General features: G+C 39.5%; 23 protein-coding genes. 21 read left to right on the top strand and 2 right to left on the bottom strand.

Going from position 1 to position 24259, the window contains the following annotated elements; translation table 11 throughout:
* Positions 1-109 precede the first annotated feature (109 nt).
* Together FB379_RS08080 and FB379_RS08075 are read left to right on the top strand one after the other, a co-directional pair.
* On the top strand, positions 110-904 hold the full coding sequence (locus tag FB379_RS08080) for a patatin-like phospholipase family protein (protein ID WP_063388513.1): 795 nt from the start codon (positions 110-112) through the stop codon (positions 902-904).
* On the top strand, positions 894-1916 hold the full coding sequence (locus FB379_RS08075) for a SepM family pheromone-processing serine protease (RefSeq protein ID WP_144597723.1): 1023 nt from the start codon (positions 894-896) through the stop codon (positions 1914-1916). Before FB379_RS08080 ends, FB379_RS08075 begins: the two co-directional genes overlap by 11 nt.
* Here the strand turns inward: FB379_RS08075 and FB379_RS08070 are convergent.
* Positions 1913-3139 carry a nucleotidyltransferase gene (locus tag FB379_RS08070; RefSeq protein WP_063388511.1) on the bottom strand — a complete coding sequence of 409 codons (1227 nt, stop codon included), beginning with the start codon at positions 3137-3139 and terminating at the stop codon, positions 1913-1915. The genes FB379_RS08075 and FB379_RS08070 overlap by 4 nt on opposite strands.
* Before the next feature lie 131 nt (positions 3140-3270).
* On the opposite strand from FB379_RS08070, the gene FB379_RS08065 reads away from it, so the two are divergent.
* The 3 genes from FB379_RS08065 to FB379_RS08055 all read left to right on the top strand — a co-directional run bounded on the left by FB379_RS08065 (position 3271) and on the right by FB379_RS08055 (position 5372).
* Positions 3271-3795: a YceD family protein gene (locus tag FB379_RS08065; protein WP_144597734.1), complete on the top strand. Its 525-nt coding sequence runs from the start codon at positions 3271-3273 to the stop codon at positions 3793-3795.
* A gap of 28 nt (positions 3796-3823) precedes the next feature.
* Positions 3824-3997, top strand: a complete 174-nt coding sequence (gene rpmF, locus FB379_RS08060; protein WP_063388509.1) for a 50S ribosomal protein L32 — start codon at positions 3824-3826, stop codon at positions 3995-3997.
* 781 nt (positions 3998-4778) lie between these two features.
* Entirely contained in the window at positions 4779-5372 is a 594-nt protein-coding gene (locus FB379_RS08055) for an RsfA family transcriptional regulator (protein ID WP_144597722.1), read from the top strand.
* A gap of 99 nt (positions 5373-5471) precedes the next feature.
* On the opposite strand, the gene FB379_RS08050 is transcribed toward FB379_RS08055, so the two are convergent.
* The gene (locus FB379_RS08050; RefSeq protein ID WP_063388507.1) at positions 5472-5951 is read right to left on the bottom strand and encodes an N-acetyltransferase; all 480 of its coding nucleotides are present in this window, start codon (positions 5949-5951) and stop codon (positions 5472-5474) included.
* A gap of 188 nt (positions 5952-6139) precedes the next feature.
* Here FB379_RS08050 and FB379_RS08045 point away from each other — a divergent pair, with 188 nt between their 5' ends.
* The 16 genes from FB379_RS08045 to FB379_RS07970 all read left to right on the top strand — a co-directional run bounded on the left by FB379_RS08045 (position 6140) and on the right by FB379_RS07970 (position 24257).
* The gene (locus FB379_RS08045; RefSeq protein ID WP_158640175.1) at positions 6140-7024 is read left to right on the top strand and encodes a 2-dehydropantoate 2-reductase; all 885 of its coding nucleotides are present in this window, start codon (positions 6140-6142) and stop codon (positions 7022-7024) included.
* A complete protein-coding gene (locus FB379_RS08040) occupies positions 7024-7407 on the top strand; it encodes a DUF3397 family protein (protein WP_094246096.1) in 384 nt (127 codons plus the stop codon). Before FB379_RS08045 ends, FB379_RS08040 begins: the two co-directional genes overlap by 1 nt.
* 66 nt (positions 7408-7473) lie before the next feature.
* Positions 7474-9129 carry a bacillithiol biosynthesis cysteine-adding enzyme BshC gene (gene bshC, locus FB379_RS08035; protein WP_158640174.1) on the top strand — a complete coding sequence of 552 codons (1656 nt, stop codon included), beginning with the start codon at positions 7474-7476 and terminating at the stop codon, positions 9127-9129.
* Between the two features lie 123 nt (positions 9130-9252).
* On the top strand, positions 9253-9684 hold the full coding sequence (gene mraZ / locus FB379_RS08030; protein ID WP_063388503.1) for a division/cell wall cluster transcriptional repressor MraZ: 432 nt from the start codon (positions 9253-9255) through the stop codon (positions 9682-9684).
* 54 nt (positions 9685-9738) lie between these two features.
* Complete coding sequence (gene rsmH / locus FB379_RS08025; protein WP_130156249.1) at positions 9739-10674, top strand: 16S rRNA (cytosine(1402)-N(4))-methyltransferase RsmH; 936 nt, start codon at positions 9739-9741, stop codon at positions 10672-10674.
* A 10-nt stretch (positions 10675-10684) separates the two neighbouring features.
* Positions 10685-11044, top strand: a complete 360-nt coding sequence (gene ftsL, locus FB379_RS08020; protein ID WP_130156250.1) for a cell division protein FtsL — start codon at positions 10685-10687, stop codon at positions 11042-11044.
* 5 nt (positions 11045-11049) lie between these two features.
* Positions 11050-13206, top strand: a complete 2157-nt coding sequence (locus tag FB379_RS08015) for a penicillin-binding protein (RefSeq protein ID WP_199757331.1) — start codon at positions 11050-11052, stop codon at positions 13204-13206.
* Between the two features lie 147 nt (positions 13207-13353).
* Entirely contained in the window at positions 13354-15291 is a 1938-nt protein-coding gene (locus FB379_RS08010) for a stage V sporulation protein D (RefSeq protein WP_144597719.1), read from the top strand.
* A gap of 109 nt (positions 15292-15400) precedes the next feature.
* Complete coding sequence (locus FB379_RS08005; protein WP_144597718.1) at positions 15401-16879, top strand: UDP-N-acetylmuramoyl-L-alanyl-D-glutamate--2,6-diaminopimelate ligase; 1479 nt, start codon at positions 15401-15403, stop codon at positions 16877-16879.
* 102 nt (positions 16880-16981) lie between these two features.
* Complete coding sequence (mraY, locus tag FB379_RS08000) at positions 16982-17956, top strand: phospho-N-acetylmuramoyl-pentapeptide-transferase (RefSeq protein ID WP_066251816.1); 975 nt, start codon at positions 16982-16984, stop codon at positions 17954-17956.
* Positions 17957-19312: a UDP-N-acetylmuramoyl-L-alanine--D-glutamate ligase gene (murD, locus tag FB379_RS07995; RefSeq protein WP_422386926.1), complete on the top strand. Its 1356-nt coding sequence runs from the start codon at positions 17957-17959 to the stop codon at positions 19310-19312.
* Positions 19313-19353: 41 nt separating this feature from the next.
* Complete coding sequence (gene spoVE, locus FB379_RS07990) at positions 19354-20454, top strand: stage V sporulation protein E (RefSeq protein ID WP_063388496.1); 1101 nt, start codon at positions 19354-19356, stop codon at positions 20452-20454.
* 110 nt (positions 20455-20564) lie between these two features.
* Complete coding sequence (murG, locus tag FB379_RS07985; RefSeq protein WP_144597717.1) at positions 20565-21671, top strand: undecaprenyldiphospho-muramoylpentapeptide beta-N-acetylglucosaminyltransferase; 1107 nt, start codon at positions 20565-20567, stop codon at positions 21669-21671.
* Between the two features lie 16 nt (positions 21672-21687).
* Positions 21688-22599 (top strand): UDP-N-acetylmuramate dehydrogenase, encoded by a 912-nt coding sequence (gene murB / locus FB379_RS07980; protein WP_066251810.1) that lies wholly within the window; start codon positions 21688-21690, stop codon positions 22597-22599.
* 172 nt (positions 22600-22771) lie between these two features.
* Entirely contained in the window at positions 22772-23563 is a 792-nt protein-coding gene (locus tag FB379_RS07975; RefSeq protein ID WP_063388493.1) for a cell division protein FtsQ/DivIB, read from the top strand.
* On the top strand, positions 23550-24257 hold the full coding sequence (locus FB379_RS07970) for a DUF881 domain-containing protein (RefSeq protein ID WP_063388492.1): 708 nt from the start codon (positions 23550-23552) through the stop codon (positions 24255-24257). The genes FB379_RS07975 and FB379_RS07970 overlap by 14 nt, the downstream gene beginning before the upstream one ends.
* The last annotated feature ends 2 nt before the right edge of the window (positions 24258-24259 follow it).

Raw genomic sequence — 24259 nt, 5'->3', positions numbered from 1 at the left:
GATAGAATGAATAAGAGGTTTTCGTACAACCTATAATTCAATATACGTGAATAGGGTGGCATTTTAGACCATATGATGAATAACAAATTCATGAAAGGGGGCTCCGTTTATGCCGAAACATCCAACAATTGGTGTGGCGTTAGGTTCCGGGGGAGCTAGAGGGTTTGCTCATCTGGGTGTTTTGAAAGTGTTGAAGCAGCATGAAATACCGATTGATATGATTTCCGGTTCGAGCATGGGGGCCCTTGTAGGAAGCTTTTATGCCTCAGGCTTAACTGTTGAACAAATGTATAAATTGGCGGCAGCATTTAAACGAAAATATTTTATCGATGTGACCGTTCCAAAAATGGGGTTTATTCAAGGAGACCGCATTAAACAGTTAATTCGAATTTTTACCCGAAATCAAAATATAGAAGATTTGCCGATTCCTTTAGCGGTCGTTGCAACCGATTTAAATGAAGGGAAAAAAGTTGTTTTTCGAAAAGGTCCTGTTGCGGATGCCGTTCGGGCAAGCATTTCGATTCCGGGAATTTTTGTTCCTTTTTCTTATAACGGCTCGTTATTAGTTGACGGAGGAGTGATTGAACGGGTTCCCGTTTCAGCGGTGAAAGAAATGGGGGCTGATATCGTAATAGCGGTCGATGTATCACATGTCAAAAAAGAAGCTCGCATTCAGTCCATTTTTGATGTCATTATGCGGAGTTTAGACATTATGCAAAATGAGTTAGCGCAGCATCGAATAACATCAGATGTAGTGATCTGCCCGCGTGTTGAACATTTTCACAGCGGAGCGTTTACGAAAATTGATGAAATTATTAAACTCGGTGAAGAGGAAGCAACGAAACATATTGATGAGATCAAGAATAAGATCAACCAATGGAAGGAGACCAATCATGAAAAGTAAACGCATTATTATTTCTCTTATCATCAGCATCATTGTCGCACTCTCCGGTTCCTTCATCAAGCTCCCTTATTATATTACAAAACCGGGATTGGTCAATGATTTATCCAATATGATTCATGTTGAAAACGGATATAAGGAAGAGGGCAGCTTTTCGTTAACAACAGTCCGTTTCGGAAGAGCAACATTATTTACGTATTTATGGGCGAAAATGCAGAATGATTATGAGATTATGCCGATTCAACATGTCCGCCAAGAAGATGAATCTGATGAGGAATATATAAAACGTCAAATACATATAATGGAAGCTTCACAAAAAGCTGCGATTACCATCGCCTATAAAGAAGCCGGCAAAAAAATTACTATTCAAAATAATGGCGTTACAGTATTGGAGGTTATGAAAGAAGTACCGGCAAGGGAAAAATTAAAAGTTGGCGACCGAATCGTCGAAGCCGATGGAATGAAAATAAAAACTTCAGAGCAATTCACTGATTATTTAAAAGGGAAGAAAAAAGGCGATCATATATCATTAAAAATAAACAGAGATGGAAAAATAATTGATACATCAGTAGAACTTGTCCAAATTCCTGGTTATCCTAATAAAACGGGTCTCGGTGTTGGCGTCGTGACGGATAAAAAATTGACGACTTCACCAGGTATTACTATCAATACAAAAGACATCGGCGGTCCTTCAGCAGGTCTGATGATGGCTCTTGAAATTTACGATCAGCTGACGAAAACGGATTTAACAAAAGGATTAGATATTGCTGGAACAGGAACGATTAATGAAAAAGGGGAGATAGGTCCGATCGGCGGCATTTCACAAAAAGTGATAGCAGCAGACCGTGCTGGGATTGATATATTTTTTGCCCCTAACGAAAACGGCAAGAGAGGCTCCGATTATGAAGAAGCGCTGAAGACACGAGACTCCATTCATTCTGATATGAAAATCATACCGGTGGATACATTTGATGATGCCGTCCATTATTTAGAAACAATGAGGACTTCCGGTTAAGGAAGCCCGTAACGTATAGGAGGCATTGTATACTCGAGCTTCATAAACTCGGTTGCGGCAGGTTCGTTGAGGATGAGCGCATAAACATTTGTCGCTCTGAGATCCATTTCCAATACATCTGAAGAATAGGACGAAACTTTAGAAATAAGCGGCAGCTCCAACTGTTTTTTAACAGCTTGCAAATAGCTTTGCCCCCGCCCTGACATTCCGAGCAAACGAATATACGGGGCTTTTTTCGTTTTTAATATGCTCGCCATTTCTTCTTTTTTCGTATTGGTCAAAAGATAGGTGCATAATCTTTGCAATCTTGTCCATGTGTATCTCTTCGTTTTCAAGAGAGATAGAAACTGGTGGAATGATGCGGCCCTTTTAATATGGTGAACAACGCGGTGTTCCAAGCCTTCGTCCATTTCATATATTTCTTTTAATTCTGTTAAAGTTTTGGACAATATAGAATATTTTAAAAATGGAAAGTAAAGCTCCCAATCGTGAAAGGCTGAATAAGTTTGTTTATAATTCAGTAAAATGCGAAACGAACTTTCCGGAACATAATGTTTCATGGAAGACAAGTTTTGTTCATGAACAATGTTTTTTCGGATGCTTGTTGCGCTGGCAATGCTCGGGTGATGGTATGATTCATCATGGTAGCCGGCGCCAATTCTCTCGATTGTAAGAGGCTTCATCGAGCTTTTTTGTTGAACAATGGCTTTGACATATTGAAATCCTAATATATTGTTCGGTTTGCTTAAATCTAATAGCGTTTTTTCTCCGGAAGCAATTTTTTGAAAAGCAATGGAAACGGCCTTTGGATAACTGTTGCCTTTCGAAAGCGCTGTTTTCAAAAGTTGAACGAAATCATCGCTTCTTTTTTCCAGCAGTTCATATGTTTCAAGAAAAGCGTCAATTTTTCCGACCTCGCTTCCGAAACATAGTGAATCACAGCCAAGCGCATCTAAAATCGACACGGCGCCGCTGGCGAAAATTTCTGCGCTTTGCGTTGAAAAGGCAAACGGAAGTTCAAAAACTAAATCTGCGCCGCCTGCTAGAGCCATTTCTGTTCTCGCCCATTTTGAGACGAGTGCCGGCTCTCCCCTTTGCAAGAAATGACCGCTCATCACTGCAATGACAATATCAGCATTTGCTTTCTTCTTTGATTCGGCTAGATGGTGTAAATGACCGTTATGAAATGGGTTATATTCTACAACAATTCCGACCGCCTTCAACTCCATCACCTTCTTTTTCAATTCATCAATATATTTGTGCAATAATGCCTATATTATAGTGTAAAGGAAAAATATTGACAAATACTTATTTGAAAGCTATAATAACCTTTGTTGTCTTGAGGTGATATATGTTGAAATGGTCTGTTCATCAATTGTATAAACTGCAGAAAAAAGGCTTACAAATCAATGAAGATGTCGATCTATATGATCTTGTCCAAAATCATCCTGATTTGCGGGAGATAACTCCTGTTCATGTTCAAGGACATGCAGATATAAGCTCTATGAAAGTCATCTTTCATTTAACAATTACTGGCGAAATGACGCTTCCTTGCGCAAGAACACTTGTTGATGTTAAATATCCATTTGAAATCCGCACATCGGAAACGTTTTTGTTTAGCTCCGACGAGTATGAAACGAGTGAGCAAACACATGTTGTTCAAGGAGAAGTCATTGATTTAATGCCAATCATTCATGAGCTTGTCCTTTTAGAAATTCCGCTTCAAGTGTTTAGTGATGAAGAGGAAAACAAGCAGGAAGCAGCACCTCGAGAAGGAAAGTTTTGGAAGTTAATAAAAGAGGAAGAACAACAAAACAAAATTGACCCAAGATTAGCTAGCTTAGCTAAGTTATTGGATAAGAAAGAAAATGATTCTTAAAGCATTGCTCTGTAAGGAGGTGGGAAAAATGGCAGTACCTTTTAGAAGAACATCCAAAACGAAAAAAAGATTGCGCCGTACACATTTTAAATTACAAGTTCCAGGTATGGTAGAATGTCCAAACTGCGGAGAAATGAAGCTGGCGCACCGCGTATGCAAATCTTGCGGAACATACAAAGGCAGAGAAGTAGTAAACAAATAATGAAAAGTGACCATACCCGTGTCAAGTAGACAATTTAGCTGCGGCCTTTTCTCGATATTCAGTCGGGGAAAGGCCTTTACATTTTGTGAAAGCAAATGCGGCTTAAGATCTGCTTGAACGGCTTGATCGTTTTTGGAGCTTTCTGTATTAAAGCGCGAGAAAAAGCTTTTCAATACATACATATTTTTTTCTCCTGGCACAAAGGCTTCCTTGAATCTTTGAAAATTTCTTAATCCATTCTGCAATCTGTGCATCCTCTTTATTCCTAAGGCCCCATGAAGCTGCCGAGAAAACGATCCTTCCTCTAATGTTAAGCGAACGACTTCACGAATATGAGTAGAAGATTTGTCCTTTTAGCATAAATCTCCTCCAAGCTAGACTCTAAAAAATATCCTCTTTTTTGACAGCCAGCCTGCTGGCGGAATGGGAAAAGATGTGAAGAAAATGTCGAATGCCGAATTAGAACAACCGCTTCTTCCAAATTTACTAATGTATCTCTCAATTCTCCCTCGATTTTCAAAAAAAACTTTTTAGGAAGCAGAAGAAATGTCAATGAAAGAAGCACATTCTTTTTCCTTTCAACTAAAACTGTGCTTCTATCGTTTCTATTACAGGCATATATATTATTAAAAATTGCATGAAATAGTTGAGATGAGGCAAAAAGCTCGCATCACAAAATTTAGAAAAGAGAATGGAAGCAACAATTGATTTGTTACATCTCATTCTATTTTTAAAAAATCATTTTTAAGAAAAAGTCAAATCAAAACGGAGGGATGAACAAATGGCGGTGTCACGGCAAGATGCATGGACAGAGGATGAAGATCTGCTCTTGAAAGAAATTGTTTTGCAGCATATTCGCGAAGGCGGAACACAACTAAAGGCTTTTGAGATCGTTGCGGAGAAACTTTCAAGAACGGCTGCTGCATGCGGTTTTCGCTGGAATTCATATTTGCGAAAAAAATATGAAACAGACATTGAACTTGCGAAACAGGAACGTAAAAAATTTAGACAGCAAAAAGAAAAGAAAAATTCCGAAAAAAAGCTGCTTCATTATGAGGAAGCAGGTGGAAGATCGGAAATCACTATCGATGATGTGATTGCTTTTTTAAAGTCTACACAGCACCAACCGGTGAACAATCGGTTGGAAGAAGAAAATAAAAGCTTGCGTGAAAAAATCTCTTTTCTAGAACAAAAAGTAGAAGAATTTAAAAACGAAAATGAACAATTACATGAACAATTGAAAAAGATTGAAAATGAATTTTACGCTTTTATTAAAATGATGGAAAAAGTGAGGGAACGAGCAGGATTGAAAGAAGAGGCGGAGGAAGAAAAAATGAAACATAAAAAAAGACCGTTTCAGTTCGGTCAGGAATGAAAAAAGGGAGATTCTAAAAATAGATGAAACCGACAAAGCGTGCCGGTTTCATCAACTATCGACTTCTGACTTTGAAAAAGACGCTGCCAGCGTCTTTTTTTAATGAGCGCCCTTTTCTTTGACAGTGACACCGTTAGGATACCAAACGAGAGGATTTTCTCCACGATCTCGTTTCATATCATACTTTACAGGGACAAAGCCCATCTTTTCCCAAAAGCCAGCCGATTTCATACGCGGATTTGTTTTTATAGGCAAGCCGAACGATTTGGCAAAATCAACCAGCGCTTTTCCATACCCTTTTCTTTGGTATTCAGGAAGCACTTCCAATTTCCATAACTCAAGATAGTCCTGTTTTGGCTCAAAATATTGATCATATTTTTTATCCACCCGATATAAACTCATCCGGGCAATTAATTTGTCTCCGTAGTAAATCCCGTAAAAGGGCGAATCGCTGTTATTTTCGATAATATTTGCTTCTAAATCCTCCAGCATGGATAATTCTTGTAAACCGTATTCTTTAAATTTTTTAAATTCCTCTAAAGTTTTATAATTGACTAATAATTTTTCCACTTTTACCATGGCGAATCTCCCCCAATTGCCGCTATAATGATAGACGCCTTTTCACTCACATTATACTAAACATAAAGAGAAAATAACATTGAAAAAATAATAAAAAAGCAAATATAATCAAATTTTTAATTATATTCAGGAAAAAGAAGAATTTTTAGTTTTTGTTTGTTATGATACATATGAGAGAGGTGGAGAACTTGAAGATCGGTGTAATTGGCGGAGGAGCTGTAGGCTTGTTAATATCGGCATACCTTAGCCGAAAACATGACATTACCCTTTATACAAAGACGGAAGAGCAGGCAATTTCGGTAAGGACAGAAGGGATACATGTCATAGGCCCGAACCCTTGGACTGCATATGTAAAATCACGTGCAGATGTATTATATAATGAAGAATTATTAATTATTGCTGTCAAGCAATATAGTCTGCCGTCATTATTTGGAAATCTAAAGCAATTGCCGCCGAAAAAGATTGTATTTGTTCAAAACGGCATAACTCATATCGGCAGAATGAAAGAGCTTGCCCAACATGAATTGTATATAGGTGTTGTAGAGCACGGCGCCTTAAAAAAATCCCCCAATACCGTTCACCATACTGGTATTGGGAAAATTCGCATCAGCCCGTATGACGGCGGTGGGGCGCGGGAATTTATTGATCAGTTAAATACGTCTGATCCTTTATTTTTGATACAATATGAAGAGGATTGGGAGCCGGTTGTATTGAAAAAATTGGCCGCCAATGCAGTTATTAATCCATTAACTGCCTTATTTCGAATGCCGAATGGCCACATCGTCAGCAATCCTTATGTTGCAAAGCTTGCCAAAAAGCTATTTCACGAAGTATGTGATGTTCTTGAAATAAATGATAAGGATGATTTATGGGAATATATTGAAAGTATTGCAATAAAGACAAAAAACAATCGTTCATCAATGCTGTCGGATATTGAACATCATAAAAAAACAGAAATTGATTCAATATTAGGGGATCTCATTCAAAAAGGGGAAGAAAAGGGTGCTCATACTTGTACAATGGAATTTTTGTACAATGCGATTAAAGGGTTGGAAAACCGGGAGGAACGTTGATGGGAATTGTTATAGGAATCATCGCTTTTTTTGTGACGTTTCCATTGGCCGCGTGGCTGCTGTTTTTGGTTCTTTTTCGTGTTTTATTAAAGAGTAAGAAAAAATCTTTCCTTTTGAGCGTTGATGTGGCTACTGTATTTTTTGCCGTTTCATTTTGGATCAAGCTTTCTGTTATTTGGCATCATCAATCGTTTTTATGGCTGCTTTGTTTATATTTGCTGCTTTTTTTGGCGACAGCTGGACTTCAATTCGTATTCACTGACGAGATCAAATGGATGAAAGCATTGAAAATGATGTGGAGAAGCTCTTTTTTAATATTTTTTCTGCTGTCTGAGAGCATGGCGATCATCGGGGTGTTTGTGTACATAATGAATCAAATGTGAATAAAAAAAAGCAAATTTTTTTTGTTTGAAAATATTACATGCTATACTCTTGTCGGGGTAATGATAATGAACGAAGAAAGGAAGTTAATAGATATGGAGGCGTTTGAACTCTTCCTTCCTCAATCCAATCCTTTTGTGAACAATTATATAAATCGGCGATTAGAGGTTGAAAAATATTTTGATTATGATCCATTTCAAGAAGATGTATTTCAAAAAAGATATGACGATATTTTATCAAGGACTTATAAGAGGGATGAGCTGGCGGATGTTTTAATCCAATATCATAAGCGGCTGAACGCAACAGAACAGATAATGGAGAATATTTTAAAATTAAAAAATCCGAATAGTGTCGTCGTTGTGGGCGGTCAGCAAGCTGGACTCTTAACAGGACCTTTATATACAATACATAAAATCATTTCCATATTGGCATTGGCGAAAGAGCAAGAGAAAAAGCTGAACATACCTGTTGTTCCCGTTTTTTGGATCGCGGGGGAGGATCATGACTTTGACGAAATTAATCATCTCTATGTGACAGACAGAGGGCGTTTGAAAAAGAAAACGATCATGCAAACACAGCGAAAAAAAACAATGATATCGGAGTTATCAATTGATAAAAACGCTTGTCGCATTTGGCTGGAAGAAGTTTTTGCGGCATTTGGCGAAACGAAATATACGAAACATTTGCTTGCTTCTTTGTATCATGAGCTTGACCAATCTACCACTTATGTTGAATTTTTTGAACGATTACTCATCTCCATGTTCGGAGATGAAGGAATTGTACTCATCAACTCTGGATCAAAAGAATTGCGGGAATTGGAAAAATCTTATTTCGAACAAATGCTCATGGCAACTGACAGCATTTATCATCAAGTCGTCAAGCAGCAGCAAATTTTAAAAGAAGAAGGATATCCATATCAAGCAATTACAATGAGAGAAAACTGCGCCAATCTGTTTTATCAAATAGAAGATGAGCGCTATTTGCTCATAGAAAAAGAGAAGAATCTGTTTTCGATCCCTGAAATCAATTGGACGTCTTCGTTGTCTGATCTTTTAGAAGAAGTCAGAATGAATCCATGGAAGTTCAGCAATAATGTAGTGACAAGACCGGTCATGCAGGAATATTTGCTTCCGACTTTGGCTTTTATCGCCGGACCAGGAGAAATTGCGTATTGGGCAGAATTAAAAGAGGTATTTCATTTATTCTCGATGAATGTGCCGCCAGTTATTCCGAGAATTCATTTGACGATTTTAGAAAGAAACATAGAGTCGGACTTGCTAGAATTGGACCTGCCGTTGGAAGAGGTTCTTAAGCAGGGGGTTGAACCGTTAAAACATAGGTGGTTTAAACAAAAGGAGCCTTTTGATGTCAGCGCATATGTGTCGAAAGCAAAAGAAGAGATTGAGGACATTCATCGGTCATTGCGAGAAAAAATAGAGGATTTCGACCAAAGCTTAGCGCCCGTATTGCGGAAAAACGCACAATTTATCGAACAGCAGATAGATTTTGTGGAAAGGATCGTTCAAAAAAAGGTACATGCAAAATATGAAGCAGAGCTGCAAAAGTTCAGGCGTATTGAGTATTCACTGAAACCGAATAATCAATGGCAAGAAAGAGTATGGAATATTTATTACTATTTAAACAAATATGGGCCGAATTTTGTAAAAGATTTGCAGCAGTTGACATATACTTTCAATGGAAAACATAAAATTGTCAAATTATAAAACTATTTTTTGAAAAATCCTGTGTCATACAGGGTTTTTTTTTATGTCCATTAATAGTACAATAAATTTGTGGTGAAAAGTGGGGGGAAGTGGTGGAAAAGAAATGAAAGTGGGGCCAACGTGATGTTTATGGGAGAATACCAACATACGATCGATTCAAAAGGAAGATTGATCGTACCCGCAAAATTCAGGGAAGGCCTTGGCGAGAAGTTTGTTCTCACGAGAGGTCTTGATCAATGCTTGTTTGGATATCCCCTCAGCGAATGGAAAGTGATTGAAGAGAAACTGAAAGCTCTCCCATTAACAAAAAAAGATGCCCGAGCTTTTACACGATTTTTCTTTTCCGGCGCTATTGAATGTGAAATGGACAAGCAAGGACGGATTAACATTGCGGCTCCACTTCTTGCTTACGCGAAATTGGAAAAAGAATGCGTCGTCATCGGCGTTTCCAGTCGGATAGAAATTTGGAGCAAACAAAATTGGGAGCAATACGTGGCTGAACAAGAAGAATCATTTGAAGAAATTGCAGAAAACATGATTGATTTTGATATTTGATGTTCATCCTATCCATGATCAAAACTTCTTCCGTTGGAAACGAGGTGCTGGATATTGTTTGTACATAAGACAGTTTTGCTGGATGAAGCGATTGAAGGTTTACGAATAAAAGAGGACGGAATTTATGTTGATTGCACATTAGGAGGGGCAGGCCATAGCGAACAAATTGCTAAAAGGCTGACAACTGGACATTTATACGCCTTTGACCAAGATGAAGCTGCAATTGCTTTTGCGAAGGAAAAACTCGAGCCCTTCCAAGATAAAGTAACCATCATCAAAAGCAATTTTAAACATTTAAAAGAAGAGCTTTTCTCTAGGGGTATTCATAAAGTAGACGGGATTTTGTTTGATTTGGGAGTATCTTCGCCTCAGCTGGACACACCGGAACGAGGCTTCAGCTATCAATATGACGCTCCTCTTGATATGAGAATGGATCAAAACCAAGAGCTTTCCGCTTTTACCATTGTCAACACCTGGCCCTATGAAAAGCTTGTAAAAATTTTTTTTCAATACGGAGAAGAAAAATTTTCAAAGCAAATTGCTCGAAAAATTGAACTTGCCCGCAAAAAAAAGACCATTCAAACAACTGGCGAGCTGACGGAAATTATAAAAGAGGCCATTCCTTCCGCCGCTAGAAGAAAAGGCGGGCATCCTGCCAAACGCATCTTTCAAGCAATTAGAATTGCCGTCAATGACGAGCTTTCCGCTTTTGAAAGCGCGGTTAGTCAGGCAATTGAACTGTTAGCTCCAGAAGGGCGGATATGTGTCATTACGTTCCATTCTTTAGAAGATCGAATTTGCAAACTGGCGTTTAGAAAAGCTGCCAGCCAAGCAGAAATTCCGCGCAACATACCGATAATTCCCAACGAAATGCTGCCAGAAATCAAAATTATAACAAAAAAACCGATCGTGCCGTCGGAAAAAGAAATTGAAGAAAATCGAAGGGCGAGATCCGCTAAACTTCGTATAGCAGAAAAGATTAAAAAATAGGAGGTTTTCTATGAGCAATTTAGCTGTCAAAATTCAAGAAAGGCGACAAGAAGAAAAGAAGCATGCAAAACAACCCCTCGTTGTTAAACGAAAAAGATCCTCCATTACATTAGGCGAGAAACTGTTATTTGTTGTTTTTTTATTTTTGATGCTGGTATGCTCCATTTGGATTATCTCAAATAGTGTGAAATTGTATCAAGCAAATATAGAAATGCAGAAAATCGAAGCTAAAATTGAAAATCAGGAAAAAATCAACAGTGATTTAAACCTTCAGGTCGATGAATTGAAAAGACCTGAAAGAATTTATAAAATTGCTAAAGACTTAGGCTTCACATTAGATCCAAGCAAAGTAAAAGGCATACAGGACTGATTGGGATGAAGAAAAGCAAAAATATGAATCGGGGAGCAGCAATATTATCCGTAATATTTGTTCTGCTCTTTTTTATCTTATTTGGGAGGTTTTTCTACATTCAAGCGACAGGAACTGTCGATGGTCAAGTGCTAGCTGTAAAGGCAAAAGAAAAATATGAAAAAAAGCGCATGCTTGAAGCCCGCCGCGGCCAAATATTGGATCAAAAAGGAAACGTGCTCGCTGAAGATACTGTTACCTATACATTAGTAGCTGTATTGGATGAAAAAATGACAACGGATCCCGACCATCCGAATCATGTTGTCGATCCTGAAGAAACGGCAGAAAAATTAGCTCCCATTCTTGGAATGAAACAGAAAGAAATCGAAACTATTTTGAAAAAAGACAAATTTCAGGTCGAATTCGGAGAAAAAGGAAGAAACATCAGCTTTGCGAAAAAACAGCAAATTGAAAAGCTTAAATTGCCCGGCATCGGTTTTATTCGCGATACAAAACGTTTTTATCCAAACGGAAAATTTGCATCATATGTGATTGGCTACGCCAAGCGAGATGAAAAGACGGGAACAACAACCGGGCAGCTGGGGATAGAAAAAAGCTTAGATAAATATTTGCAGGAAACAGACGGATATGTGATATATGAAAGCGACCGAAGCGGCTACAAGCTGCCGGGCAGCAAAGACAAAATTGTTACGCCGAATAACGGAGCCGACGTTTATTTAACAATTGACCAAAAAATTCAAACGTTTTTGGAAGATGCGTTAAATGAAGCTGAAAAACAATATCAGCCGACGAAAATGATCGGAATTGTCGCAGACCCAAAAACGGGGAAAATTTTAGCGATGTCTCAGCGGCCAAGCTTTGATCCAAACGAGCGTGATATTCAAAATTTTTACAATGACGCTGTTTCTTACCGTTTTGAGCCTGGTTCGACAATGAAAATTTTTACATTAGCTGCTGCGGTTAATGAAGGGGTTTATAACGGCAACGAAAAATATAAGTCCGGGATGTATAAAGTAAAAGGCGCAAGTCCTATATACGATCATAACAATGTCGGATGGGGCACCATTACGTTTGATGAAGCTGTTCAGCGGTCATCCAATGTCGGTTTCGCCATATTAGCGCATAAAAAGATTGGGCTTGAGCGGTTTTATCAATATTTAAATCGTTTTGGGTTTTTAGAGAAAACGGGTATTGATTTGCCGAACGAAGAGAACAGCAAATTAAATTACAAATGGGAGAGGGATAAAATTTCGACTGCATTTGGACAAGCGTCAGCTTTCACACCAATCCAGCTCGTACAAGCTGCAACAGCTATTGCCAACGATGGGAAGATGATGAAGCCTTATGTCATCGATAAAATTGTAGACCCTGACACAAATCGAGTGCTAAAGAAGACGGAACCATCGGTAGAAGGCGAACCAATCACAAAAGAAACTGCTGCGAAAACGCTTGACATTTTAGAAACTGTTGTGACATCTGAACATGGAACAGGGAAACCTTTTCAAATACCGGGGTATCACATCGCCGGGAAGACTGGGACAGCTCAAATAGCAGGAGAAGGAGGACGTTATTTAACGGGCCGGGAAAATTATGTATTTTCCTTTTTAGGGATGGCTCCAAAAGAAAATCCAGAGCTCATTGTTTACATTGCTGTTCAGCAGCCGAAGTTGAAGCCGACAGAAACCGGTTCAGCTCCTGTTTCCATGATTTTTAAATCAGTGATGAAAAATAGTCTTGAATATTTAAAAATTGAACCGACGACTGCTGCTGCGAAGGAAGAAAAAAATGTTAAAAATGAAAAAGAAGTCGGAGTTTTACTGCCTGAATATAAAGGCCAGCAGGTTCAACAAGCCGTTCAACAGCTCGAAAAACAGCAAATTCAACCAATTGTTCTAGGCGGCGGAGCCACCGTCACCTCCCAATATCCAAGCGCGACTTCACGGGTGATCCAAAGAGAAAAAGTGTTTCTTCTAACGGACGGAGCTGTGAAAATGCCGAACATTTCCGGATGGTCGTTGCGGGATGTGATGAAGCTGTGTTCCATCATGGAGCTTGAGCTGAAATATGAAGGAAGCGGATATGTTAACGCACAAAATATTAAACCAGGCACTGAAATTAGAAAAGGAGATCAATTAACTATTAAATTAAAAAAGCCTAAGTAGTACCACAATAGGAGCCCGCTTTTAAAAAAATGTATCTGGGAACGGTTCGGCAAGCGGGCGCCTGCTTCCGCTTGAAGCTTGTTCTATATTAAATGGACGAGGCATATATTTTGATAGCGAACCTACATGAGGGGAGTTATCGTATATATGCGCGTTTCAAATGTAACAGTAAGAAAACGGCTCGTTTTCGTTCTATTGGCAGGTTTTTTGATTTTCGCCGTGATCGAAGTAAGACTAGGATATGTCCAATTTGTGTTAGGCGGGCAATTAACTTCTCTTGCTAAGGATTTATGGAGCAGAAATATTCCTTTTGAACCAAAGCGGGGAGAAATCGTGGACAGAAATGGGGAGAAGCTTGCGACAAATGTCAGTGCCCCGAGCGTATTTATCATTCCCCGTCAGGTCGAAAATCCAGCTGAAACGGCTCAAAAGCTTGCTTCTGTCTTAAATATGCCGACGGAAAAAGCTTATCAATACGTAACGAAAAAAGAAATGATTGTCCGTGTTCATCCTGAAGGGCGGAAAATATCTGACGAAAAAGCGCAAGAAATACGCAGTTTAAATTTAAAAGGCGTTTACATTGCCGAAGATTCTAAAAGATATTATCCGTTTAACAGCCTTTTAGCGCACGTTTTAGGCTTTACAGGGATCGACAACCAAGGGCTAAGCGGACTTGAATTATATTATGATCGGCAATTGAAAGGCCAAAAAGGATATGTTAAATTTTATTCTGATGCTAAAGGAAAAAGAATGCCAAATGAAGTGGAGGAATATATGCCTCCTGTGGACGGCTTGAATTTAAAGCTGACGATTGATGCAAAAATTCAATCGATCATCGAAAGGGAATTGGACATTGCCGAATCGAAATACAATCCGGACGGAATAATTGCCATTGCCATGAATCCGAACAACGGAGAAATTTTAGGCATGGCATCAAGACCGACATTTGATCCGACAAAATATCAGCATGTCGATCCGAAAGTTTATAACCGAAATTTGCCGATCTGGAGCACGTATGAACCTGGATCAACATTTAAAATTATCACGTTAGCAGCCGCTCTTGAAGAAAAGAAGGTTGATCTTTATAGAGAGCATTTTTACGACCCGGGTTATGTAAAAGTTGCCGGTGCGACATTAAGATGTTGGAAAAAAGGCGGACATGGGGATCAGACGTTTCTTGAAGTTGTTCAAAATTCATGCAACCCGGGATTTGTTGAACTTGGACAAAGGCTGGGAACATCGACTTTGTTTGAATATATTAAAAAATTTGGCTTTGGTGAAAAAACGGGGATTGATTTAGCAGGTGAAGGAAGCGGCATTCTATTTCAAGAAAGTCAGGTTGGACCTGTCGAGCTTGCGACCACAGCGTTCGGCCAAGGGGTCTCTGTAACGCCGATCCAGCAAGTGGCCGCTGTTTCAGCCGCGATCAACGGCGGTGTTTTATATACACCGAATATCGCAAAAGAATGGATTGACCCGGATACGGGAGATGTTGTATCAAGAAAGACTCCTGAGGCGAAAAGACGCGTTATTTCCGAGGAAACATCCAAACAAATTCGCGCTGCTCTTGAAAGTGTTGTTGCAAAAGGTACAGGAAGAGGAGCGTTTGTTGAAGGGTATCGGGTAGGAGGAAAAACGGGGACTGCGCAAAAAGCTGCTCCCGGCGGAGGATATTTGACAAATAATCATATTGTATCGTTTATTGGTTTTGCACCTGCAGACAACCCTCAAATAGTTGTTTATGTCGCCGTTGATAATCCAAAGGGAACGGTGCAATTTGGCGGTGTAGTTGCCGCGCCAATTGTAGGAACAATCATAAAAGACAGTCTCCGACAGCTCGGTGTGAAGCCTAGAACGAAGCAAATGGAAAAAAAGGAAACTTGGCTGGATGAAAAGTTCGTCACAGTACCGGACGTTTTAGGACTCACAAAACAGGAGCTCGCTGAACAGCTTGTGAATTTAAAACTTGATGTAAACGGCGACGGCAAGGTAGTCGTTCAACAATCGCCAAAAGCAGGCGTAAAGGTAAAAGAAGGATCTACTGTACGAATTTTATTAGGAGACGAGGCGGCAGCAGACGAATAATTTTCTAAAAAAGGGCTTTTTGAAACAACTGCTTTTGAAAAGCCCTTGTCGCTCATTTTAAGCTAAGATAAAATAATGGAGAATGTTTTTTTGAGAAAGGATTATCGTTATGAAATTAGATGCAATTCTCACTGCTCTACATCATTATAAACGTTATGGTAATGGGAATCCTGAGATTACTTCATTGGAAATGGATTCGCGTGCTGTGAAGGAAGGAAGCTTATTTATTTGCATCAAAGGCTTTACGGTAGACGGTCATGAGTTTGCTTTAGAAGCTGTAAAAAAAGGCGCGGCCGCTCTGTTATCAGAAAAACCGCTGAACGATCTGCCGGGTGATATCCCGGTAATTGTCGTAAATGATACAAAACGGGCAATGGCTGTGCTTGCTGATTATTTTTATGACCAGCCAACACATAAGCTTCACCTCATCGGTGTCACGGGCACGAACGGAAAAACGACTACGACTCATCTGATTGATCATATTTTTCGCAATGCCGGCTATAAAACCGGTTTAATCGGAACAATGTATACAAAAATAAATGATCAACAATACGAAGTAAAAAATACAACGCCTGACAGCTTAACCCTGCAAAAAACATTTAAAAAGATGATCGAGGAGAACGTGACCCACGTCAGTATGGAGGTTTCCTCTCATGCGCTGCATATGGGACGAGTCCACGGTTGTGATTTTGATGTTGCAGTATTTACGAATCTCACCCAAGACCATTTAGACTATCACCAAACAATGGAAGAATATCGAAATGCGAAAGGATTATTGTTTGCTCAGCTCGGAAATAAATATGATCATAATCATCCAAAATTTTCTATATTGAATGGTGATGATCCAGCCTCTGACTATTACAGACATATGACTTCTTCCCATATCGTTACATATGGAATTGAAAACGAATGTGAGATTATGGCGAAAGATTTGAAAATGAATGCAAGCGGGACTTCTTTTCTCCTCGTTACTCCTGAAGGTACATTTTCTGTACAAATGAAATTAGTCGGGAAATTCAGCGTTTATAATGTTCTTGCTGCTATTGCGGCTTCTTTAGTTTCAGGAGTTGAGATCGAGAAGATCATCGAAGCGGTCGAATCGATGGAAGGTGTGCGCGGCCGATTTGAGTTAGTAGATTGCGGACAAAATTTTTCCGTCATTATTGACTATGCACACACACCAGACAGCTTGGACAATTTATTGAAAACGGTGAAGGAGCTTGCCAAAAAGAAAGTCATTTTAGTCGTTGGCTGCGGAGGAGACCGCGATCGAACGAAGCGTCCGCTTATGGCGAAAATTGCTGTTCAGTGGGCTGACATTCCAATTTTTACTTCCGACAACCCTAGAAATGAAGATCCGCATCAAATATTAAAAGATATGACAGCTGGTGTCGACGGAGAACCTTTTCATTCAATTGTCGATCGAGAGGAAGCCATCCAATTTGCAATCAGCAATGCAGAAGAAGGAGATGTCGTCGTCATTGCAGGAAAAGGCCATGAAACATATCAACAAATCGGGGACAAAAAATTTGACTTCGATGATCGAAAAGTGGCTATTCGCGCTATTCAATTGAAAGAGAATAAATAATCAAGCAGGAAGAGGATTTGTTATGAAATTGGAATGGTTTAACATCAATAATCATATGGATATAAAGGCAAATGTTGGTTTTGGTGGGAGGAGGAAGTATAAATGCTAGAACAAGTCGTGCTTTTTACCATCTTAATGGGCTTTTTAATCAGTGTATTACTTTCTCCCATTTTTATTCCATTTTTAAGAAGGCTGAAATTTGGCCAAAGTATTCGGGATGAAGGACCAAAATCCCACCAAAAAAAATCCGGAACTCCGACGATGGGCGGAGTCATGATTATGTTATCCATCATTATCACCACTATTGTCATGACCAATAAATTTTCGAAACCGGGGATCGAAACGTTTTTGCTGTTGTTTGTAACGATCGGTTACGGACTCCTCGGATTTTTAGACGATATGATTAAAGTGGTGTTAAAAAGAAATCTCGGTCTGACTTCAAAACAAAAATTAATCGGTCAAATCATTGTTGCGGTTATTTTTTATTTTGTTTTAAATCAATTTGAGTTCTCTACAGAAATTCGATTGCCGGGGACGGAACTTTCTTTTGATCTTGGCTGGCTCTACCCCGTTCTTATTTTGTTTATGCTTGTAGGCGGCTCAAATGCCGTCAATTTGACCGACGGTCTCGATGGATTGTTATCCGGCTGCGCTGCAATTGCTTTCGGAGCATTTGCTGTATTGGCATGGAACAATAGTCAATATGATATCGCCATCTTTAGTGTTGCAGTGGTCGGTTCCGTATTAGGCTTTTTAGTGTTCAACGCTCACCCTGCAAAAGTGTTCATGGGAGATACTGGCTCATTGGCTTTAGGAGGAGCGATTGTCGCTGTAGCCATTTTGACAAAATTAGAAATTTTGCTTATAGTGATTGGCGGCGTGTTTGTTATTGAAACATTATCAGTCATTATTCAAGTAATTTCCTTTAAAATGACTGGAAAAAGAGTGTTTAAAATGAGCCCGCTCCATCATCACTATGAATTAAACGGATGGTCGGAATGGAAAGTCGTCGTGACATTCTGGGCGATGGGTTTGCTTTTTGCAATACTAGGAATTATCATCGAGGTGTGGTTATAATTGAAAAATGTACAAATGTATGTCGATCAAAACGTTCTCGTATTAGGTTTGGCGAAAAGCGGCTTGAGAGCCGCTAAATTATTGCATAAACTAGGTGCTCGTGTTACCGTAAACGACATGAAACCATACGAAGCAAATGATGATGTAAAAGAACTTGAAAGTTTAGGGATCAAACTTATTTTAGGAGAACATCCGGAACAATTGCTCGAGGAGCATAATATTGATATTGTTGTAAAAAATCCAGGCATTCCATACACAAACCCAATCGTACAAAAAGCAGCGAGCCAAAATATTCCCATTATAACCGAAGTCGAGCTTGCGTATCAAATTTCTGAAGCGGAAATTATTGCGATAACTGGATCGAATGGAAAAACGACGACGACAACTTTAATATACGAAATGCTGAAGGCAGATGGAAAACAGCCGCTGCTGGCAGGAAATATCGGAAATGTGGCTTGTGAAGTTGTACAGGAAGCGACAAAGGAACAAATTGTAGTTATGGAGGTATCCTCGTTTCAGCTTTTAGGAACCATTCATTTTAAACCTTCAGTCGCGGTCTTGTTAAATATTTTTAATGCCCATCTAGACTATCATGGAACTCGCGAAAATTATATGCAAGCGAAAGGGAAAATTTTTTCAAACCAAGATGACCAATCGGTTGCGGTTATCAATTCGGATGATCAAGATGTTGTGCGTCTGTCCGAACTGTCAAACGGAAAGAAAATTTATTTTTCAACCAATAAGGAAGTATCAAATGGTGCTTATATCCAAAATGAATCCATTTGGTATGATGGTGAAAAAATTATTGATATAAAAGATATCGCTCTTGTCGGCAAGCATAACTTAGAAAATATTTTGGCCGCTATTTGTGCAGTAAAGGCGAAAAATGTTGGAAACAAAGCGATTCAAAAGGTGCTGGCATCGTTTTCAGGTGTAAAGCATCGCCTGCAATATGTTGGCGAAGTTTCAGGAAGAAAATTTTATAACGATTCGAAGGCCACGAATATTTTGGCAACAACAAAGGCTCTCGAAGCTTTTTCATCCCCTGTTGTATTGCTGGCCGGAGGGCTTGACCGGGGGAATGAATTTGATGAATTAATCCCGTATCTCAAACATGTGAAAGCAGTCATCACCTTTGGACAAACTGCCCCAAAAATAAAGAAGGCTGCAAAGAAGGCTGGAATAGAACTGATAGAACATGTCGATAATGTGGAACAAGCAGTCTTTGCGGCGTTTCGCATATCGGATATAGGTGATGTCATTTTGCTCTCTCCGGCCTGTGCAAGCTGGGATCAATATAAAACATTCGAAGAGAGAGGAGACATTTTCATAAACGCCGTGCATAAGCTAAAATAAGGGCTCGTACCCTTAAGCTTAAAAAAGATGGGGTGTTCGGCGTGTCGACAAAAAGCAAATCTCCAGATTTCATTTTAATTTTGATCACATTTTTGCTGCTTTCGATCGGTTTAATCATGGTATATAGCGCAAGCGCCATATGGGCAACGTATAAATTTGACGATGCATTCTTTTTTGCAAAGCGGCAGCTGCTGTTCGCTGCCTTGGGCATTGTTGCCATGTTCTTTTTTATGAATATAGACTATTGGACATGGAGAACGTGGGCAAAGGTGCTTTTAATCGTATGCTTCGTTTTGCTGATTGCCGTGTTGATTCCTGGAATTGGCGTTGTACGAAATGGCTCCAGAAGCTGGATCGGTGTCGGGGCATTTTCCATTCAGCCTTCTGAGTTTATGAAGCTAGCGATGATCGCCTTTCTGGCTAAATTTTTGTCCGAAAATCAAAAATTTGTAACAACCATTAAAAAAGGGCTTTTCCCGTCCTTAGGATTAGTCTTTTTAGCATTTGGGATCATTATGCTTCAGCCGGATTTAGGAACAGCAACGGTGATGATGGGAGCATGTGTCGTCATGATCTTTGCAGCAGGAGCGAAAATTAGCCATTTTATCGGACTGGGATTGATAGGTGCACTCGGTTTTACCGCTCTTGTGTTATCAGCTCCTTATCGTATGAAAAGGATCACTTCGTTCCTCAATCCATGGGAGGATCCGCTTGGGAGCGGGTTTCAAATTATTCAATCGCTTTATGCAATTGGCCCTGGAGGCCTTTTCGGATTAGGATTGGGTCAAAGCAGACAAAAGTTTTTTTATTTGCCCGAGCCACAAACAGATTTTATTTTTGCGATCGTTGCGGAAGAATTGGGGTTTATAGGCGGTTCTCTTGTGCTTTTATTATTCTCTCTTTTGCTTTGGCGGGGAATTTTAATCGCGTTGAACGCGCCTGATTTATTCGGCAGCTTGCTAGCTGTCGGCATTGTTGCAATGGTTGCGATTCAAGTGATGATCAATATCGGGGTTGTCACAGGATTAATGCCTGTAACGGGCATCACCCTTCCGTTTTTAAGCTATGGAGGATCGTCACTGACGTTAATGCTGATGGCAATCGGGGTGCTTTTAAATATTAGCCGATATGCAAAATATTAAGCTTTCCAATCTGGATAAATATGGAAAAAAAGGGGGCTTTTCGGCTTGTTTGCTCAGCCTCTTTTAACTGTTTTATAAAAAGTTTCTAACATTTCAGGGGGGCTTTTTGAATGAACATTGTCGTAAGTGGAGGAGGAACCGGCGGTCATATTTATCCTGCGCTTGCTTTCATAAAAGAAGTGAAAAAATATGACCCTCATGCCAATTTTTTATATATAGGGACGGAAAATGGACTGGAAAAAGAGATTGTGGCACGGGAAGGGATCCCGTTTAAAGCGATTAAAATTAGCGGTTTTAAACGAAAGCTGTCGTTTGATAATGTTAAAACAGTTTATCGATTTTTCAACAGCTTCGCCATCTGCAAAAAGCTGCTAAAAGAGTTTCAGGCGGATGTTGTAATTGGGACTGGAGGATATGTTTCGGGACCAGTCGTTTATGCAGCCAGCAGACTCGGAATACCGACAATCATCCACGAACAAAACAGCGTGCCTGGTTTGACTAATAAATTTTTAGCAAAATATGTTGATAAAGTCGCCATTTCTTTTGAAAGCTCCAAAAAATTTTTTCCGGAAGAAAAAGTTGTTCTAACAGGAAATCCTCGCGCGCAGGAAGTGATTGGCGGCGATCGGGCAAAAGGTAAATCATCTTTAAATTTAACAGAGAATGTAAAATCCGTGCTCATCTTTGGAGGAAGCCGCGGGGCAAGACCGATTAATGAATCTGTCCTCAGCATCCTTGACGAATTATCGAAAAAGCCGTATCAAATTGTTTATGTCACCGGTGAGGTTCATTACAAGCAAATAATGGAACAAATAGGTGATTGCGGCCGGCTGAAAAATATTATTATCAAACCGTTTATCCACCAAATGCCGGATGTGCTGGCAGCAGTTGATTTAATCGTATCAAGAGCAGGTGCTACGACTTTAGCGGAAATAACAGCGCTTGGTCTTCCAAGCATATTAATTCCAAGCCCGTATGTTACAGCCAATCATCAAGAAGCAAATGCCCGCACACTCAGTGAAAGAAACGCTGCCGTTTTATTGCTTGAACAAAATTTAACAGGGCATCGTTTGTTAACGTTGATCGATCAAATTTTACTGAATCCGGAAACGTTGAAGAGCATGAGCAAAGCTTCTTTTGAACTGGGAGTTCGTGATGCAGCCAAAAGGCTTTATCAAGTCATGAACGAACTTGCCGCTGCTAATAACAAGATTTGAAAATGGGGGGATACATGTGAAGCAGCTGTTGGAAGAGTTAATTCGAGCTGATGTAGGAAAAGTGCTTGAGAATGAGCCGTTAAAAAAACATACAACGATGAAAGTCGGCGGACCGGCAGATGTGTTTGTCGAGCCAAAAAGCATTGAAGGCTTAATGAAAACAATGGAAATCATCAAAAAGCATCATGCAGATTGGCGCGTAATAGGGAGAGGATCCAATTTACTTGTTTTAGATGAAGGAATTGCCGGGGTCGTAATTAAATTAGGAAACGGCATCAGCCATTTAACCATTCAAGATGAGGAGATCACAGTAGGGGGAGGCTATTCATTAGTCAGCCTGTCAACATTGATCAGCAGAAAAGGATTGTCTGGTTTAGAATTTGCCAGCGGCATTCCCGGATCTGTAGGCGGTGCGGTCTATATGAATGCGGGTGCGCACGGCTCGGATATTTCAAATGTTCTCAAAAAGGCGCATATTTTGTTTGCAGATGGGACATTAGAATGGCTTTCCAATAAAGAAATGGAATTTTCATACCGCAGCTCCATCTTGCAAAAAAAGCGCCCGGGAATATGTTTAGAAGCGGTATTTCAATTAAAAAAAGGAGATAGAGACAGCATCGTATCCACGATGCAAAAAAATAAAGAATATCGCCGTGAAACACAACCTTGGAACCATCCTTGCGCAGGAAGCATTTTCCGAAACCCCCTTCCTCATTATGCTGGTCAGCTCATTGAAAAAGCCGGCTTAAAAGGCTACAAAATCGGAGGCGCAAAAATATCGGAGATGCACGGGAATTTTATTGTCAATGAAGACAATGCAACAGCTTCAGATGTTCTGGCCCTCATCGATTTTGTAAAAAAGACGATTTACGAGCAATTCCAAATCAAAATGGAAACGGAAGTTGAAATTGTTGGAAGGAATAAATAGGAAAAATCTTTCTCCCTTTCAGCTTGTACATTATGTTATAATATTTCAACAAGATTTTTTTAAAACGGCATGCTATTGCCGTTTTTTCACCTTTAAACATTTTTTGCTCCTTTTGGACAAGCTTATATATTAAACCTGGATTCAATGAATCTAGGATGGGGTGAACATAGACTTGGAAAAAGAAAAAATCGTTTCAATCGAGGATCGGATACCGAAGCTCAAGCAGCAGCGCAAACAAAAGGCAAATAGGAGATTTATACTATTTATTCTCACCTTCTCCTTGCTTATTTTATTAATTATTTATTTAGAAACGCCGTTAAGCAAAGTGAAAAACGTAGAAGTGAGCGGAAATGTCAATGTTCCCAGCGATGAAATCATTTCGCTTTCCGGTATCGATCAACAGACGAATTTTTGGAGTGTTAATAAAGAAAAAACGATCAAAGCCTTGAAAAAACATAAAGAAGTGAAAGGTGCGAACATAGTCAAAATTTTCCCTCACACCATTCGGATTGAAATTGAAGAAATGAAACGAGTAGCCTACGTGTCCAATGGATCATCCTTTTACCCGGTTTTGGAAAACGGGGAAACTTTAGATGGACAAAAAAGCGTAAAAGTGCCTGATGCTCCGATCTTATTCGGTTTTGACGATGCTGAATTTGCTCATCTCATGACTGAACAATTGACAAACCTTCCGCATTCCATTTCCAATTCCATTTCTGAGGTTCACTATACGCCGGAAAAAATGGATCCGTACATAATTACATTATTTATGAACAACGGCTATGAAGTGAGAGCTTCTATGAAAACTTTTGCTGAAAAAATGCGTTCATATCCAATGATTGTAAAAGAACTCAACCCGAAAGTAAAAGGGATTATCCACTTAGAAGTTGGTTCTTATTTTGAGCCTTACAGCAAGAAAGGATCACAGAAGAATAAAGGGGACAAAGCCGATGAGGAAAGCTAATGCCAGCCATGTCATGTTATTTTTTATTATGCTCGTCGTCGGTTTCTTAATTTCATATTCTTTTCAATGGACAAAAGAAAGAAAAGATTTGAATGTATCACCAGAACAGTGGGAAAAAGAATATGAAACAAGAAAGCTGCTGATCAATCAAGAAGAAACAAACCGGAAGCTCCAGGAGGAGCTTTTTCAAAAACAAAAAAAAGTTACAGAAATTGAAGAGCAATTGAAAAAAGAGAAAGAGCTTTATTATAACTTAGTTGAAGATGTTGAAAAATTGAGGATGTTTGTAGGAGAGGTAGGGGTTGTCGGCGAAGGGATTGAAGTGACGCTCGAAGACTCTTCTTATGTTCCAGAAGGGGAAAATGTGAACAATTATATTGTTCATGAAAGCCACATCTTTAAAGTTGTGAATGAATTGCTCATTTCAGGTGCGACCGCTGTAGCGATCAACGGACAAAGAATATTCCATCATTCTTATATCATCTGTAACGGCCCCGTCGTAACGGTAGATGGAAACCAATTTCCCGCTCCATTTGTTATTTCTGCCATCGGAGATGCTGAGGTATTGACGCAGGCGCTAAACATTGCAGGAGGCGTTTTGGATCAGCTTGCCTATGAAAATATTGTTGTAAAGGTGGAAAAGAAAAAAGAAATTAAAATGGGGCCCTATTTGTCAAATGAACTGGATGATTAGCG

Source organism: Aeribacillus composti (assembly GCF_007827555.1).
Lineage (GTDB): Bacteria > Bacillota > Bacilli > Bacillales > Aeribacillaceae > Aeribacillus > Aeribacillus composti.
Note: the sequence above shows the minus strand (reverse complement) of the source record. Positions and strands in the feature narration are given on the sequence as shown.